Here is a 14,322-nt window from a genome sequence, read left to right as displayed (position 1 = left end):
GTCAATCCGAGCCGACCAAGAGACCGATCCTCCCTCAATCAGATGGCCTTCATATATGAATAGATTTCCCCGGACAGCCCTGCCCCTTGCGGGGGAGATGCCCGGCAGGGCAGAGGGGGGTGCCTCGTGACGCCCTCTGCTATCCTGGAATCGGCTCTCTACGTCGCCGACCTTGCCGCCGCCGAAACCTTCTACACCGGCGTCCTCGGCCTCTCCGTGCTCGGCAAGGTCGACGGCAGGCACCTGTTCTTCCGCTGCGGATCCGGCGTGCTGCTCATCTTCAACGCCGAGGCAACCAAAATCCCGCCGGCGCCCGACGCGAGGCTGCCGGTGCCGCCGCACGGCACGGTCGGCGAAGGCCATCTCTGCTTTGCGGCGACCGCCGACGAAATCGTGCGCTGGAAAGCGCGTCTCGAGGCAAAGAAGATCGCCATTGAAAGCGAATTTGAGTGGCCGCAGGGCGGTCGTTCGATCTATATACGCGACCCCTCGGGCAATTCGATCGAATTCGCCGAGCCACGAATCTGGGGCCTTTGATGCATTCTCTCGATGGAAAGAAGATCGTCGTCGCCAGCCACAATGAAGGCAAGCTGCGCGAATTCGCCGATTTGATGGGGCCGTTCGGCTTCGAAGCGAAGTCGGCCAAGGAGTATGGCCTGACGGAGCCTGACGAAACCGGCACCACCTTCGAGGAAAACGCCTACATCAAGGCGCTGGCCGCCGCCAAGGCGACCGGCCTGCCGGCGCTGTCGGACGATTCCGGCCTGTGCGTCGACGCGCTCGACGGCGCGCCCGGCGTCTACACCGCCAATTGGGCCGAGACCCCTGACGGCTCGCGCGATTTCGGCATGGCCATGCAACGCACCGAAGTGGCGCTGCAGGAAGTCGGCGCCGCCTCGGCCGAACGACGCAAGGGCCGCTTTGTCGCCGTCATCTGCCTGGCGTTCCCCGACGGCGAGGCCGAATATTATCGCGGCGAGGCCGAAGGCACGCTGGTCTGGCCGCCGCGCGGCGACCTCGGCTTCGGCTACGATCCGGTGTTTTTGCCCGATGGCTTCGAAAAAACCTTCGGCGAGATGAGCGCCGAGGAAAAACATGGCTGGAAGCCCGGCCAGCCGACGGCGCTGTCGCACCGCGCCCGCGCTTTCCAGAAATTCGCCAAGGCCAGATTGGGCTCGACATGAGCATGCTGCTCGACCGGGCGCCCGGCTTCGGCGTCTATGTTCATTGGCCGTTCTGCGCGGCCAAATGCCCCTATTGCGATTTCAACAGCCATGTCCGCCACCAGCCGGTCGACCAGGATCGTTTTGCCAGCGCCTTCGAGGCCGAGCTGGCGACGATGCGCGAACGAACCGGGCCGCGCGTGGTGACCAGTATTTTTCTCGGCGGCGGCACGCCGTCGCTGATGAAGCCGGAAACGGTGGCCAGGGTTCTGGACGCCGTGGCTAGGAACTGGACCGTTCCCGACGGCATCGAGGTGACGCTGGAGGCCAATCCGTCCTCGGTCGAGGCCGAACGTTTTCGCGGCTACCGGGCGGCCGGCGTCAACCGCGTTTCGCTCGGGGTGCAGGCGCTGAACGACAAGGATTTGCGCTTCCTCGGCCGGCTGCACAATGTCGAGGAAGCCCTTCATGCCATCGGCCTGGCGCGCGAGATCTTTCCGCGGCTGTCCTTCGATCTGATCTATGCCCGGCCCGGCCAGACGCCGGAAGCTTGGGCATCGGAACTCGAACAGGCGATCGGCCATGCCGCCGACCATTTGTCGCTCTACCAACTGACCATCGAGGAAGGCACGCCGTTTCACGCGCTGCATGCGGCGAAGAAATTCATCATCCCCGACAACGACCACGCCGCCGACCTTTATGCGCTGACGCAGGACATCACATCGGCGCACGGCCTGCCGGCCTACGAGATTTCCAACCACGCCAGGCCGGGCGCCGAAAGCCGGCACAACCTGACCTACTGGCGCTATGGCGAATATGTCGGCGTCGGCCCCGGCGCGCATGGTCGCTTCGTCGAGAACGGCCGCCGCACGGTGACGATCGCCGAACGGATGCCGGAAACCTGGGCCAATCTGGTCGAAGCCAAGGGCCATGGCGTCACCGGCGGCGAGATCCTGACGCGTTCGGAAGAGGCCGACGAGTTCCTGCTGATGGGCCTGCGGCTGGCCGAGGGCATCGACCTCTCCCGCTACGAAGCGTTCTCCGGACGCGGCCTGTCGAGCGCGCGGCTATCGATGCTGCAGGGCGAGGGGCTGGTGGCGCCGATCGGCAATGCGCGGCTGCGCGCCACGCCGGCCGGCATGATTGTGCTCGACGCCGTGGTGGCGGACCTGGCGCGATAGATCATCTGCCGTTAACGCAAGTTTCCTTCAACGAGAATCTCCAGTATCGTTCCGCATTGGGGGGTGTGGAATGACAAGGGACGAATGGCGACTAAAATCTAGGATATTTGCGCGAACTGCGCGAGTGCTTCTAAACAGCAGTGAACACGACGCGGCATACTGCATGTCAGGAATTGCCGTTGAATGCGCCCTGAAAGCGAAAATTGCTTCCGCATTTCGGGCCAACGATCTGCCTGATAAAAACTTTGTGAACCAGATCTATAACAACGGCCACAAGTTGGGTGAGTTGGTGAAATTGGGGCAATTGGCCGCCGCTTTGGCAGCAGAGGAGCAAGCAAGTGCCGCTTTTCGAGCTTACTGGAACACAGTGAAGGCTTGGGATGTCGATTCGCGATATAAGTTTTGGACTTCAGCAGAAGCGACTAACATGGTCACGGCGGTGACCCGTGGCAAAACAGGTGTGTTGGCATGGATAAGACGACACTGGTAGAATCCGACATTGAAGCCGGGTTGACGGCGGTCAAAGCGCTGGAGGCTGCGGGACTGCCCATAGCAGCGGCTATGTGGCTACGGCTTCACGACTCCTCGAAATGGGAACTCTATATCGCGTCGCCCGACGTAGAAACGCACGGGCCGACGACCGTAAACAGATTTATCGACCGTATCCTGCTAGCAATTAACTCACCTATTTCTCTTGACGAAGTGACGGTGGCTAATACCACGAACCACTTCATAAATAAGGCATCTTTGTTGTCAATTCTTACTGGCGGGAGATCGAATTCTTTTACCGTGGCGAGTAATCTAATGCGATTCGCAAATAGCACATTTGACGGTGTTGAGGTGGATGAAGGAGTAATTTACAAGATTGCTCCGGGCGTTAAGGCCTCAAGGGAGGCACCTAAGCCGGACGGAACGGCATTGAAGAAAGCTAGGGCTCTCGCTGCCTAATGAACCTGACCGTTTCCTCCTGGCAATTCTGGGCTCTGCTGTCGGCTGCGTTCGCAGCGCTCACGGCGATCTTCGCCAAGGTCGGCATCGAAAACATCAATTCCGATTTCGCCACCTTCATCCGCACGGTCATCATCATGGTCGTGCTCGGTGCGATCCTGCTGGCCAGCGGCCAATTCCAGTCGCCGGCTACGATCTCGGGAAAGACTTGGGCTTTCCTCGGCCTGTCCGGCCTAGCGACCGGCGCCTCCTGGCTTTGCTACTTCCGTGCCCTGAAGATCGGCAATGCGGCGCAGGTGGCGCCGATCGACAAGCTAAGCGTCGTGCTTGTGGCGGTGTTTGGCGCGGCCTTTCTCGGCGAGCGACTCTCCGGCGCGAACTGGCTTGGCGTCGCCCTTATCGCGGCGGGCGCGGTGCTGGTCGCCTATCGGGGATAGCGGCTCGCCGTTGCGGGCGTTTTTCGTTTCAAGACGGGTGATGAAAATGTCGAAGCGATTGGGCATCGTCTGGTCAGTGCTCCGTCGTGCTGTCGGGCTTGGTGTCGGAAAGCCTGACGTTCGTGGGCAAGCGGGCCTGCTTGGCTAGGCTGGCGTCGGTCTTGGCGGGCAGGCGCTTGTCCTTGCGTACGGCCACGCGGTCGCGGTCGGCATGATAGGGTTCGAAAGCGTCCTGCGTCTTCAGGCTATCCATCCTGTCCTCCTCGGGAATCAGAGGGTAAATCTGCCGTAGCCGGTTTCGTTCCCTACTGTGGCAAAGGAATGGCGAGTTCCTTTCATCGACGTCAGCTTTTGCAAGCCGGCGCCGGCCGTGCCAAACAGGGCTGAATGGAGAAGGCATCAGTGACCGGCGAGACGGGCAAGCGCAGCTATGTGGTCGGTCAGACCGAGATCGCGGCGCGGCCGCTCGAGCCGGCGCTCTATCTGGTGGCAACACCGATCGGCAATCTCGCCGACATCACGCTGCGCGCGCTGGAGACGCTGGCCGCCGCCGACATCGTCGCCTGCGAGGACACGCGGGTGTCGCGCGTGCTGCTCGACCGCTACGCCATTCGCCGCCGCACCACGGCCTATCACGAACACAATGCCGGCGAGGCCGGGCCGAAGCTGATCGCGGCGCTCCAGGCAGGACAGAGCGTGGCGCTGATTTCCGACGCGGGCACGCCGCTGGTGTCCGATCCGGGCTACCGGCTGGTCGGCGAGGCGCTCGACCACGGCATTCGCGTCGTGCCCATCCCCGGCCCATCGGCGCCGCTCGCGGCGTTGACGGCATCCGGCCTGCCGTCGGACGCCTTCCTGTTCGCCGGTTTTTTGCCGGTCAAATCAGGGCAGCGGCTGACGCGGCTGGGGGCACTGAAGGCAGTGCCGGCGACGCTGATCTTCTTCGAATCGCCGCGCCGGCTGGCAGAATCCCTCGGCGCCATGGTCGAAGCGCTCGGCGGCGAGCGCAAGGCCGCGATCGGCCGTGAATTGACCAAGACCTTCGAGGAGATGCGCACCGGCACCCTGCAGGCGCTGGCCGACCACTATGCGGCGGCCGATACGCCCAAGGGCGAGATCGTCGTCTGCGTCGGTCCGGCCGAGGCCAAGGCCGACGAACCGGCCGATATCGACCGGCTGTTGCTGTCGCTCGCCGCCGAGATGCCGGCCTCCAAGGCGGCGGCGGAAGCCGCGAAAATGACAGGCGGCCAGAAACAGGCGCTCTATCGGCGGCTGCTTGAGCTCAGGGATGCCGCTGGAGAAAGCGACGTTGGCTGAGCGGCCGAGCGCCAGCCGCCAAAAAGCCTATCGGCGCGGCCATCGCGGCGAATGGCTGGCGGCGGCGGCGCTGATGCTGAAGGGCTACCGGATCCTCGCGCGCCGCCATCGCACGCGCTTCGGCGAGATCGACCTGATCGCGCGGCGCGGCGATCTCGTGCTGTTCGTCGAGGTCAAGGCCCGCCGCACGCTGATGGAAGCCATGGAGGCGATCGGCCATGAATCGGAGCGCCGCATCGAGGGTGCCGCCGATATCTGGCTGTCGCGCCAGACGGACTACGGCCGACTGTCGATGCGCTTCGACATGGTCGCGGTGCTGCCCTGGCGCTGGCCGGTGCATGTCGAGAATGCGTTTTATGGGCGGAGTTGAGGGTAAGCTCACCCCCAGATCATCAAGCCAACCAAACCCACACCACCCACCACCAGCCGCCACCAGCCGAACAGCGAATAGCCGTTGCGCGAGACGTAATCGAGCAGGAAGCGCACGACGATCAGCGCGGTGACGAAGGCGGCGACGAAGCCGACGGCGATGATTGGCAGGTCGGCGCTGCTCAGCACGTTGCGGTTCTTGAACAGGTCGAAGGCGAAGGCGCCGACCATCGTCGGGATGGCGAGGAAGAAGGAGAACTCCGCCGCCGCCCGCTTGTCGACGCCCAGCAGCAGCGCGCCGACGATTGTCGAACCCGAGCGTGACGTGCCGGGAACGAGCGACAGGCACTGGAAAAGCCCGATCTGCAGGTAAAGCCGGGTCGGGAATCGCTCGACGTCGCGATAGACCGGCTTGAGGTTCATGCGGTCCACCGCCAGTAGCACGAAGCCGCCGATGATCAGCATGATACAGATCATCCGTGGCGATTCGAACAGCACCGTCTTGATGAAATCATGCGCCAGCGCGCCGATGATCGCCGCCGGCAGGAAAGCGATGAGGATGCCGATGGCGAAATGACGTGTCAGCCGGTCACGCGGCAGGTCGACCAGCATTTGCCACAGCCGGCGGAAATAGACGCTGAGGATCGCCAGTATGGCGCCGAGCTGGATCAGGATCTCGAAGGCCTTGCCGGTCGAGTGGAAGCCGAGGAAATGGCCGGCGAGCAGGATATGGCCGGTGGATGAGACGGGGATGAACTCAGTCAGCCCCTCCAGCAGGCCGAGCAGCAGGGCTTCGACGATTGGCTGGCTTTCCATGGCTACCTCGGAATTGGCGTGACGGCTGACAGAACGGCTTGCTTGTCATGGCGTGCAAGTCCCCCTATAGGTCGCAACACCCTGACGGCCCGCTAACCGGGCGGCCAAGACTTACCGGTGCGCCCTGCGATTCGCCAGTGCGCTTTATCATCGCGGAACCATGCTGACGCTTTTCCACCATCCCATGTTCGCCACCTGTCGCTTCGTCCGTCTCGCTTTCGGCGAATATGGCGAGGAGCTGGCCCTGATCGAGGAAAAGCCGTGGACACGGCGCAAGGAGTTCCTGGCGCTGAACCCGGCCGGGACACTGCCGATCCTGCTGGCCGAAGGCGACGTGCCGATCGTCGGCGCGACGGTGATCTCGGAATATCTCGATGAAACACGCGGCGTCTTGAAGCGCGACAAGCGGCTGTTCGCCGAGGATCCGATGCAGCGCGCCGAAATCCGCCGGCTGATCGACTGGTACCTCAACAAGGCCGAAAGCGAAGTCACCCGCCATCTGGTGCGCGAACGGGTGCTGAAGCCGGTGATGCCGGAGACCGCAGGCGGCGGCTCGCCCGATTCGGGCGCGATCCGTGCCGCGCGCGCCAACATCCGCCAGCACATGAAATACACCAACTGGCTGGCCGGCACCCGCCATTGGCTGGCCGGCCCTAGGGTTACCTATGCCGATCTGGCCGCCGCCGCGACGCTGTCGGTGCTCGATTATCTCGGCGAGATCGACTGGCGCGAACACCCAGCCGCGCGCGAATGGTACACGCGGGTGAAGTCGCGGCCTTCCTTCCGGCCGCTTTTGACCGACCGCGTGCGCGGCCTGTCGCCGGTGTCGCATTATGCGGACCTCGACTTCTGACGCCGCGAAACTCCGCGCGCTGATCGACGCGGAGGCGCGTCGCGCCGGCTTCGATGCCGTCGCCGTCACCACCCCCGATGCGATCCCGCTGGCGCCGGCGCGGCTGGCCGAGTTCGTCGCCGACGGCTTTCACGGCTCGATGGACTGGATCGCCGAGACGCTGCAACGCCGCGGCGAACCGACGGTGCTGTGGCCGCAGGTGCGCTCGATCATCGTGCTGGCGATGAATTACGGCCCCGACCGTGATCCGCGCGGCATGCTGGCCAAGCGCGACCGCGGCGCGATCTCGGTCTATGCGCATAACCGCGACTATCACGACGTGATGAAGGGCCGGCTGAAGGAAATCGCCGGCAAGATCGTCGCCCGTGCCGGCGGCGACGTGAAGGTGTTCGTCGACACCGCACCCGTGATGGAAAAACCGCTGGCGGAAGCGGCAGGTCTCGGCTGGCAAGGCAAGCACACCAACCTGGTCAGCCGCGAACACGGCTCCTGGCTGTTCCTCGGCACCATCTTCACCACCGCCGAACTGGTGCCCGACCGGGCGGAGATCGATCATTGCGGCTCCTGCCGCGCCTGCCTCGACGTGTGCCCGACCGATGCGTTCCCAGCGCCCTACCGGCTCGATGCGCGGCGCTGCATCTCCTATCTCACCATCGAGAACAAAGGCCCGATCCCGCATGAATTCCGCGAGAAGATCGGCAACCGCATCTATGGCTGCGATGATTGCCTGGCCGTCTGCCCGTGGAACAAGTTCGCCCGGGCGGCCTCGGAGGCCAAGCTTGCCGCGCGCGACGAATTGCGCGAGCCACCGCTCGCCGACCTGTTGCGATTGGATGACGCGGCGTTCCGCGTCTTCTTCTCCGGTTCACCGATAAAACGCATCGGCCGCGATCGTTTCGTCCGCAACGTGCTGATCGCCGCCGGCAATTCCGGCGACACCGCGCTTGCGGTCAGCGTGCGTGCGTTGCTGGACGATGCCTCGCCGCTGGTGCGGGGCGCGGCAATATGGGCGCTGGCGCGGCTGGTGCCATACGCCGAATATTCCGAACGGGCCGCTGCCGGCCTGAAAGCCGAAAACGACGAAGCCGTACGCGACGAATGGCGTCTGGCGCGGCCAACCAGGACGCATGTATGAGCGAGAAACAGGTCTTCATCGTCGGCGCCGGCTATTCCGGCAAGGCTTTTGCCCGCGCCAACAAGGGGGCCGCCAACATATTCGGCACGACGCGGTCGCCGGAAAAGTTCGAGGCGCTGCGCCAGGCCGGCATCGCACCGCTGCTGTTCGATGGTGTGCTGACCGACGAAGTCGCGGATGCGCTGGAAAAAACAACGCATCTGGTGATCTCGGTCGCTCCGGAAGAGGCCGGCGATCCCGTCCTGAATGCCGCGCGAGAGGCAATCGCTCAAATGCCGGCGCTCGAATGGATTGGCTATCTCTCCACGGTCGGGGTTTATGGCAACTACGACGGCGCGTGGGTCGATGAAACGGCCGAATGCCGGCCGGTGTCGAAGCGCTCGGTGATGCGGGTGGCGGCCGAGCAGGATTGGCTGCAATTGGGCACGGACATCGGCCGGCCGGTGGCGATCCTGCGCCTGTCCGGCATTTACGGGCCGGGCCGCAACGCCCTGGTCAATCTGGAAAACGGCACCGCAAGGCGGCTGGTCAAGCCGGACCAGGTGTTCAATCGCATCCATTGCGACGACATTGCCGGTGCGCTGTGGCAGCTGATCGGTGGCAGCACAGGCGGCGTCTTCAATGTCACGGACGATCTGCCGGCACCGCCGCAGGATGTCGTCGCCTATGCCGCTTCGCTGATGGGCATCGAGCCGCCGCCCGAAATTCCCTTCGACGCTGCCCAACTTTCGCCCATGGCGCAGTCCTTCTATGGCGAGAACAAGCGTGTCGCCAACACGGCGATCAAGGCGGCGGGCTATCGCTTTCGCTTTCCGGACTACCGCGCCGCCTTCGACCACATGTGGGCAAGCGGCGACTGGCGTGACGGCGAGCCGCGCAGCCCGATGAAGCGCTAACGGTCGAAGCCGCGGGCGCGGCGTGCTATGATTCGACCTCGGGATTGCGGTGGGAAACCGGTTTCATGAAAACAGCGATGCGGCCATTTCTAAGCAAAAAACCACTGCTGGCAGCCGCGCTAGGCCTGTTTGCAGTGCTCGGGCTCGCGTCGCAGCCGGCAGCGGCCGAGGAACGGGCAAAAGACCTGTTCGGCGCCAAGAAGCTGCCGGCGGCGGCCGCCGCGCAGTCGATAGGCTTCTATTCCAAGGGCTGCTTCGCCGGCGGCGTCGCCATTCCCATGGACGGTCCTACCTGGGAGCTGATGCGGCCGTCACGCAACCGCCGCTGGGGCCATCCGGCGATGATCGCGGTGATCGAGAAATTGTCGCGCGACGCAGCGGTCGATGGTTGGCCCGGCTTGCTGATCGGCGACATTTCGCAGCCGCGCGGCGGCCCGATGATGACCGGGCATGCCTCGCACCAGATAGGGCTCGACGCCGACATCTGGCTGACGCCGATGCCCAGCCATCCGCTGTCGATGGCGCAGCGCGAATCGATGAGCGCCACCTTGATGGTCGACGAGAAGACCCATCTGGTGAAGGACGCGCTGTGGACGCCCGCGCATACAAGGTTTCTGAAGCGGGCGGCGAGCTACAGCCAAGTCGAGCGCATCCTGGTCAACCCGGGCATCAAGAAAAAGCTCTGCGACACCGTCAAGGGCGACCGCTCATGGCTGCGCAAGATCAGGCCGTTCTGGGGTCACGACTATCATTTCCACATGCGCCTCGGCTGCCAGCCGGGTTCGCCCGGCTGCAAGGCGCAGGAAGCGACGCCGGACGATGATGGCTGCGGCAAGCCGCTGGCCTGGTGGTTTACCGAGGAGCCATGGCGCCCCAACAAGAACCCGGATGCGCCGAAGGCACGCGACCTGATGACGATGGCAAACCTGCCCCAGGAATGCCGCGCCGTGCTCGACGCGCCGGGGCCGGCCTCCGCCGAGGCCGCGACCTACCATGGCGGCGCCGTGCCGGTTGCGGTGGCCGCGTCCGAACCCGAAGCGCCGTCGCTGCCCGCCACCCCGGCCGCGGCCGGATTACCAAGCTCGCTGAACGCCTTCACCGCGACCCCCGAGATCGGCATCCCGCTGCCGCGGCCACGGCCGCCTGGAAACTGACCGTCAGGGCGCGCTCGAGCTCCAACTTGTGCTGGAGACAAATTGTTTGCCGAAGCTGGCAGGCAGGTGAGGGGCAGCGCCAACGCTGGACGGGTAAGCCCTGGCCCGACGCCGAAGCGGCTTTCCCTTTGCAAGGTCATGCGCTAGTCAACGACGAGGCGGTGAGAGGCTGCCAGGAACGAGACGGACAAAAGCATGGCAGGTGACGACGATACTTTGTTGCGGTTTCCGATCCTGATCGGCGACATTGGCGGCACCAATGCGCGCTTTTCGATCGTGCTCGACGCCAATTCCGAGGCCGGCGAGCCGACCATCGTCCAGACGGCGAATTACAACACCATCGACGAGGCGATCCAGGCGGCCGTACTCGACCGCTCGTCGGTGCGTCCCAATTCGGCGGTGCTGGCTGTGGCCGGCCCAGTCGACGGCGACGAGATCGAGCTCACCAATTGCCCGTGGATCGTCAAGCCGCGAAAAATGTTCGCCAATCTGGGCTTGAGCGACATCGTCGTGCTCAACGATTTCGAAGCGCAGGCGCTGGCCGTCGTCGCGCTCGGCGAGGAGCACATGGAAAAGATCGGCGGCGGCACGCCGGAGCCCAATGCCGGTCGCGTCGTGCTCGGTCCGGGAACCGGGCTCGGCGTCGCCGGGCTGGTCCATGCGCTGCGCCACTGGATTCCAGTGCCCGGCGAGGGCGGCCATATGGACATCGGCCCGCGCTCGGCCCGCGATTTCGAGGTTTTCCCGCATATCGAGAAGCTCGAGGGTCGCATTTCGGGCGAGCAGATCCTGTGCGGACGCGGTCTGGTCAATGTCTACCGGGCGGTGGCCAAGGCGGATGGCAAGCCGTCGCCCTTCACCACGCCGGCCGAGGTCACTGCCGCCGCACTGGCGAAAACCGATCCGGTCGCGGAGGAAGCGCTGGAGACCTTCGTCACCTGCCTCGGGCGCACCGCCGGCGACCTCGCTCTGGTGTTCATGAGCCGTGGCGGCGTGTTCCTCACCGGCGGCATCGCGCAAAAGATCGTGCCGGCGCTGAAAGCCGGCAATTTCCGCGCCGCCTTCGAGGACAAGGCGCCGCACAGCGCGCTGATGCGGACCATGCCGGTCTATGTCATCACCCACCCGCTGGCCGCACTCCTGGGCCTTGCCGCCTACGCCAGGAACCCCTCGCTGTTCGGCGTCCAGACAGAGGGCCGGCGCTGGCGCGACGAAGTTAGTCACCCCAAGGCATAGGCAAGCCGGCTCCTTGGCGTTAAGAGGGGTGCCGAATTGCCCGGCCGCGGGAAGCGGAAACCTACGAAGCGCTCCGATTTGACATTTCAGCCCCCCAACCTGTCGAAACCCCGCGCGGGCGAGATCGTGGCGGTCATCCGCCGCATCCTCCAGGAAAACGGCCGCGAATATCGCGGCGCGTACATCTTCACGATCCTCTGCCTGCTGACCGTGTCGGCGACGACGGCGCTTGCAGCCTGGATCATGAGCCCTGTCGTGAACCAGATATTCTATGAACGGCGCGGCGACCTGATCCCATGGATCTGCGCGGCACTGCTCGGCGCTTTCATCCTGCGCGGCCTTGCCGGCTACGGCCAGGCGGTGACGATGGCCAGGATCGGCAACAATCTGGTGGCGCGCTACCAGCAGCGCATCTTCAACCATCTGATGAAGCTCGGCGTCTCCTTCTTCAACGACACAAGGTCCGGGCGGCTGGCCGCGCAGGTCAACGAGAACGTCAACGGCATTCGCGACCTGTTGTCGATGACGGTGACCTCGACGGCGCGCGACGCCGTCTCGCTGATCGGCCTGGTCGGCGTCATGATCTACCAGGATCCGATACTTTCGCTGAGCTCGCTGCTGATCGGGCCGCCGCTGATCTGGACCGTCACCTACCTGATGCGCCGGGTGCGCCGCATCACGCGCGAATCGGTGCAGATCAACTCGCGGCTGATCGGCGCCATGCAGGAGGCCACACAAGGCATCGCCATCGTCAAGGCCTTCACCATGGAAGACGAGCTGTCGCGCAGGATCAGCAAGCTTGCCGAGGATGCGGAACAGCGCTCGAACAAGATCGCCCGCGTCTCCGAGCGGCTGACGCCGGTTTCCGAGCTGCTGGCCGGCATCGCTTTCGCCAGCGTCATCGCCTATTCCGGTTATCGGGCCACCGTTCTCGGCCAGCCGCCGGGCGCGGTGTTTTCCTTCATCACGGCGCTGACGCTCGCCTATGATCCGGCCCGCCGGCTGGCGCGCATGCAGGTCGGCATGGAACGCGCGCTGGTCAATGCGCGCATGATCTACGAGCTTCTCGACATCGAGCCGCAGCAAAGTGACGCTGCTGGCGCCGCCGAGGCGAAGTTCACCTCCGGCGAAGTGCGCTTCGACAAGGTCTCCTTCCGCTATGTCGAGGAGGCGCCGGTCCTGCACGATCTGAGCTTCGTCGCCGCCGCCGGCAAGGTGACGGCCATCGTCGGCGCCTCGGGCGCCGGCAAAACGACGCTGGTGGCGCTGCTGCAGCGTTTCTATGACGTCGAGGCGGGCAGAATCGAGATCGACGGCCAGGACATCTCGAAGGTCACCAAGCAGTCGCTGCGCGGCTCCATCGCCTATGTCTCGCAGCAGCCCTATCTGTTCGAAGGCACCATCCGCGACAACATCCGCTACGGCCGGCTGAGCGCCACCGATGCCGAGATCGAGCAGGCCGCAAGGCAGGCCGCGGCCGACGATTTCATCCGCCAGCAGCCGCAGGGCTATGACACGCCGGTCGGCGAAAATGGCGTGACGCTGTCGGGCGGCCAGCGCCAGCGCGTGTCGATTGCGCGCGCCATCGTGCGGCAGGCACCGATCCTGTTGCTCGACGAGGCGACATCGGCGCTCGACAACGAGGCCGAGGCCCGCGTCCAGCAGGCGCTCACAAAGGTCATGGAAGGCCGCACCACCATCGTCATCGCGCACCGGCTGTCGACGGTGGTCAACGCCGACCACATCATCGTCATGGAACAGGGCAGGCTGGTCGAAGAGGGCACGCATGCCTCGCTGATGGCCGATCCGCACAGCGTCTATGCGCGTTTCCACCGCATCCAGGGCGTCAAGGGCCTGGGGCTTGTCGACGACAGCGCTCCGATCCAGACTTCGGCCCAAGGCCCAATTCGCAACATCCAGACGCAAAGCATCGCCGGGAGCACGAGATGAGCGAGACGTCCGCAACCGACAGCATCGCAACCGATATGGGCCTGGTGGTGGTCGGCGCTGCCGGCCGCATGGGCCAGACGCTGATCCGTGCCATCCACACCATCCCCGGTGCTCGCGTCATCGGCGCGGTCGAGCGTGCGGATTCGCCCCATCTGGGCAAGGACGCAGGCGAACTCGCCGGCGTCGGCCGCATCGATGTGGCGATCAGCGACGACCCGCTGCCGGTCTTCGCCAAGGCCGATGGCGTGCTCGATTTCACCACCCCGGCCTCATCAGTCGAGTTCGCCGGCTACGCGGCGCAGGCGCATATCGTCCATGTCATCGGCACAACCGGATGCACGGCCGACGACAACGCCAAGATCGCCGCGGCGGCGCGTCATGCGACGATCGTCAAGTCGGGCAATATGAGCCTTGGCGTCAATCTTCTGGCGGTGCTGGTCGAACAGGCGGCGCGCGCGCTCGATGCAGACGATTTCGACATCGAGATCCTTGAAATGCACCACAAGCACAAGGTCGACGCGCCGTCGGGCACCGCACTTCTGCTTGGCGAGGCCGCTGCCGCCGGGCGTGGCATCGCGTTGGCCGGCAATGATGTGCGCGTCCGCGACGGGCATACCGGCGTGCGCAAGAAGGGCTCGATCGGCTTTGCCACGCTGCGCGGCGGCTCGGTGGTCGGCGATCACAGCGTGCTGCTGGCCGGCACCGGCGAGCGCATCACGCTGGCTCACCATGCCGAGGACCGCGCCATCTTCGCCCGCGGCGCCGTCAAGGCCGCCCTGTGGGCGCGTGGCCGCAAACCGGGACTGTATTCGATGCGGGACGTGCTCGGCCTCAGCTGAGCGGCCAATCCGCCAACTTGCCAATCTG

General features: G+C 64.8%; 17 protein-coding genes. 15 read left to right on the top strand and 2 right to left on the bottom strand.

The window, feature by feature from the left end:
• Nucleotides 1–126 precede the first annotated feature (126 nt).
• From NKH19_RS28115 to NKH19_RS28090, 6 genes are all read left to right on the top strand, one after another.
• Nucleotides 127–537 carry a VOC family protein gene (locus NKH19_RS28115; protein WP_352870319.1) on the top strand — a complete coding sequence of 137 codons (411 nt, stop codon included), beginning with the start codon at nt 127–129 and terminating at the stop codon, nt 535–537.
• The gene (gene rdgB, locus NKH19_RS28110; protein ID WP_352870318.1) at nt 537–1,184 is read left to right on the top strand and encodes an RdgB/HAM1 family non-canonical purine NTP pyrophosphatase; all 648 of its coding nucleotides are present in this window, start codon (nt 537–539) and stop codon (nt 1,182–1,184) included. The genes NKH19_RS28115 and rdgB overlap by 1 nt, the downstream gene beginning before the upstream one ends.
• Nucleotides 1,181–2,344 (top strand): radical SAM family heme chaperone HemW, encoded by a 1,164-nt coding sequence (gene hemW / locus NKH19_RS28105; RefSeq protein ID WP_352870317.1) that lies wholly within the window; start codon nt 1,181–1,183, stop codon nt 2,342–2,344. Before rdgB ends, hemW begins: the two co-directional genes overlap by 4 nt.
• 163 nt (nt 2,345–2,507) lie before the next feature.
• Complete coding sequence (locus NKH19_RS28100) at nt 2,508–2,834, top strand: hypothetical protein (RefSeq protein WP_352870316.1); 327 nt, start codon at nt 2,508–2,510, stop codon at nt 2,832–2,834.
• The gene (locus NKH19_RS28095) at nt 2,813–3,292 is read left to right on the top strand and encodes a hypothetical protein (RefSeq protein ID WP_352870315.1); all 480 of its coding nucleotides are present in this window, start codon (nt 2,813–2,815) and stop codon (nt 3,290–3,292) included. Before NKH19_RS28100 ends, NKH19_RS28095 begins: the two co-directional genes overlap by 22 nt.
• The gene (locus NKH19_RS28090) at nt 3,292–3,729 is read left to right on the top strand and encodes an EamA family transporter (RefSeq protein WP_352983272.1); all 438 of its coding nucleotides are present in this window, start codon (nt 3,292–3,294) and stop codon (nt 3,727–3,729) included. Before NKH19_RS28095 ends, NKH19_RS28090 begins: the two co-directional genes overlap by 1 nt.
• A 73-nt stretch (nt 3,730–3,802) precedes the next feature.
• On the opposite strand, the gene NKH19_RS28085 is transcribed toward NKH19_RS28090, so the two are convergent.
• A complete protein-coding gene (locus tag NKH19_RS28085; protein WP_352870313.1) occupies nt 3,803–3,982 on the bottom strand; it encodes a hypothetical protein in 180 nt (59 codons plus the stop codon).
• Nucleotides 3,983–4,131: 149 nt separating this feature from the next.
• Between NKH19_RS28085 and rsmI the strand changes: the two genes are divergently transcribed.
• Together rsmI and NKH19_RS28075 are read left to right on the top strand one after the other, a co-directional pair.
• Nucleotides 4,132–5,046: a 16S rRNA (cytidine(1402)-2'-O)-methyltransferase gene (rsmI, locus tag NKH19_RS28080; RefSeq protein ID WP_352870312.1), complete on the top strand. Its 915-nt coding sequence runs from the start codon at nt 4,132–4,134 to the stop codon at nt 5,044–5,046.
• Nucleotides 5,039–5,416, top strand: a complete 378-nt coding sequence (locus NKH19_RS28075; RefSeq protein WP_352870311.1) for a YraN family protein — start codon at nt 5,039–5,041, stop codon at nt 5,414–5,416. The genes rsmI and NKH19_RS28075 overlap by 8 nt, the downstream gene beginning before the upstream one ends.
• An 8-nt stretch (nt 5,417–5,424) precedes the next feature.
• Here the strand turns inward: NKH19_RS28075 and NKH19_RS28070 are convergent, their stop codons facing one another.
• Nucleotides 5,425–6,231 (bottom strand): undecaprenyl-diphosphate phosphatase, encoded by an 807-nt coding sequence (locus NKH19_RS28070; protein ID WP_352870310.1) that lies wholly within the window; start codon nt 6,229–6,231, stop codon nt 5,425–5,427.
• A gap of 160 nt (nt 6,232–6,391) precedes the next feature.
• Here NKH19_RS28070 and NKH19_RS28065 point away from each other — a divergent pair, with 160 nt between their 5' ends.
• From NKH19_RS28065 to dapB, 7 genes are all read left to right on the top strand, one after another.
• Entirely contained in the window at nt 6,392–7,084 is a 693-nt protein-coding gene (locus NKH19_RS28065) for a glutathione S-transferase family protein (protein ID WP_352870309.1), read from the top strand.
• A complete protein-coding gene (queG, locus tag NKH19_RS28060; protein ID WP_352870308.1) occupies nt 7,065–8,219 on the top strand; it encodes a tRNA epoxyqueuosine(34) reductase QueG in 1,155 nt (384 codons plus the stop codon). The genes NKH19_RS28065 and queG overlap by 20 nt, the downstream gene beginning before the upstream one ends.
• Complete coding sequence (locus NKH19_RS28055; RefSeq protein WP_352870307.1) at nt 8,216–9,115, top strand: SDR family oxidoreductase; 900 nt, start codon at nt 8,216–8,218, stop codon at nt 9,113–9,115. The genes queG and NKH19_RS28055 overlap by 4 nt, the downstream gene beginning before the upstream one ends.
• Nucleotides 9,116–9,180: 65 nt before the next feature.
• Nucleotides 9,181–10,269 (top strand): penicillin-insensitive murein endopeptidase, encoded by a 1,089-nt coding sequence (mepA, locus tag NKH19_RS28050; protein ID WP_352870306.1) that lies wholly within the window; start codon nt 9,181–9,183, stop codon nt 10,267–10,269.
• Nucleotides 10,270–10,464: 195 nt separating this feature from the next.
• Complete coding sequence (locus NKH19_RS28045) at nt 10,465–11,505, top strand: glucokinase (protein ID WP_352870305.1); 1,041 nt, start codon at nt 10,465–10,467, stop codon at nt 11,503–11,505.
• Between the two features lie 78 nt (nt 11,506–11,583).
• Nucleotides 11,584–13,455: an ABC transporter ATP-binding protein gene (locus NKH19_RS28040; RefSeq protein WP_352870304.1), complete on the top strand. Its 1,872-nt coding sequence runs from the start codon at nt 11,584–11,586 to the stop codon at nt 13,453–13,455.
• Nucleotides 13,452–14,294 (top strand): 4-hydroxy-tetrahydrodipicolinate reductase, encoded by an 843-nt coding sequence (gene dapB, locus NKH19_RS28035; RefSeq protein WP_352870303.1) that lies wholly within the window; start codon nt 13,452–13,454, stop codon nt 14,292–14,294. Before NKH19_RS28040 ends, dapB begins: the two co-directional genes overlap by 4 nt.
• Nucleotides 14,295–14,322 lie beyond the last annotated feature (28 nt).

It is taken from the genome of Mesorhizobium sp. M1338 (assembly GCF_040318045.1).
Taxonomy (GTDB): domain Bacteria; phylum Pseudomonadota; class Alphaproteobacteria; order Rhizobiales; family Rhizobiaceae; genus Mesorhizobium.
This window is presented reverse-complemented; position numbering and strand designations above follow the sequence as displayed.